Origin of the sequence: Paracoccus sp. S-4012, from assembly GCF_009674885.1 — a bacterium.
Taxonomy (GTDB): Bacteria; Pseudomonadota; Alphaproteobacteria; order Rhodobacterales; family Rhodobacteraceae; genus Paracoccus.
The window spans coordinates 1-1,461 of sequence record NZ_WKKA01000043.1; the positions used below are offsets into that span (position 1 = coordinate 1).

Here is a 1,461-nt window from a genome sequence, read left to right on the forward strand (position 1 = left end):
GGCGGATTCAACCGGTCGACGCAACAGCATCGATTTTAGCACCCTTGAGAACCTGGTCGAGGGCTTCCGCGGGTGTTTTCCAACCGAGCGTCCCGCGAGGCCTTGTGTTGAGAGCATGAGCGACAGCCTCGAGTTCGCCGGCACCGTGCTGACTGAGATCGGTGCCTTTCGGGAAATACTGTCGCAACAGGCCGTTTGTGTTCTCGTTCGTCCCGCGCTGCCACGGGCTCTGAGGATCGCAGAAATAGATCTGCAGGCCGGTATCGATCTGCAGCCTGGCGTGTTGGGCCATTTCGGCACCCTGATCCCAAGTGAGAGACCGGCGCAGATGCGCGGGAAGGCAGGTGATCGACCGCGTGATGGCGTCGCGCACCGCCTCAGCTCCGTGCCCGGCCAGGGCCGGGCCGTTCTTGACGCTCTTGCCTTGTCCGTGGCCCTCCATCCGCGGCAGGTGAAGCAGCAAGGTGAACCGCGTGCTGCGTTCGACAAGGGTGCCGATGGCGGAACTGCCGAGGCCGAGAATGAGATCGCCCTCCCAGTGCCCCGGCACGGCACGGTCGCCGATCTCCCGCGGCCGTTCGCTGATCATGATCGCCTCGGAGATGAAGGACTTGCCGCGGGTCCTGGCGCGTTCACGAGGCAGGCGCAGAGCTCGGCCGGAACGCAGACAAGCCGTGAGCTCTCGACGCAGGGCTCCGCGGCCCTGGATGTAGAGGGCCTGATAGATCGCCTCGTGGCTGATGCGCATGGTCGGATCCTCGGGGAAGTCGACCCGAAGCCGATTCGCGATCTGCTCCGGGCTCCAGGCGGTCGACCAGCGCCGGCTCTGGCGATGAACTGCCCGGCGCCCTTTCCATACCACATTCGGACCGCTGAAACCGATCCCACCTGCGTCAGTGATCATTCCGACAAGCCGGTCGTGAACGTAGTCGCGCAGCACCCGATGGGCGACGAGCTTGCCCGGTCGGGGACGCCGGGGCGGCCCGATCAGCATGCCACTGTGCGGTGCTGGCGCGATAGTCGAGACTGCCCCCTCGCGTGGCCGCGTTGCGGCGCAGCTCACGCGAAATCGTGCTCGGTGCCCTTCCAAGCTTGCGCGCGATGGCCCGGATCCCGGTGCCCTTAGCACGTTCGATCGCAATGTCCTCGCGCTCCGGGAAGGTCAGATAGCGCCCGCTTGTTGGCCCCGCCGATGGCGCCAGATGAGTTGGTGGCACTCCCCCTGCACTCCGAAACCATCGCACGCCCACAGGTGCCGAAACGCCGGCGTCGACGGCGGCGTCCTCGCTGGAGCGCCCCGACGCCACCGCCAACCAGAACCGGCAGAGATTCTTACGCTGCCAGACTGGTGGTCGCCCAGGCGAGCGCAATTTGCGTCGGGTCGATTTGTCAGAACGACGCTTGTGGGTATTCATCGCAACCTCCTGGTTCAGGCCGTTGCGACGACCGGTTGAATCCGCC

Annotated in this window: 1 pseudogene; it reads right to left on the bottom strand. The window is 65.6% G+C overall.

The annotated features are described in order from the left end of the window. Positions 1-7: 7 nt before the first annotated feature. Positions 8-1,415: pseudogene (locus GI374_RS18705) on the bottom strand (IS30 family transposase). Between the last annotated feature and the right edge of the window lie 46 nt (positions 1,416-1,461).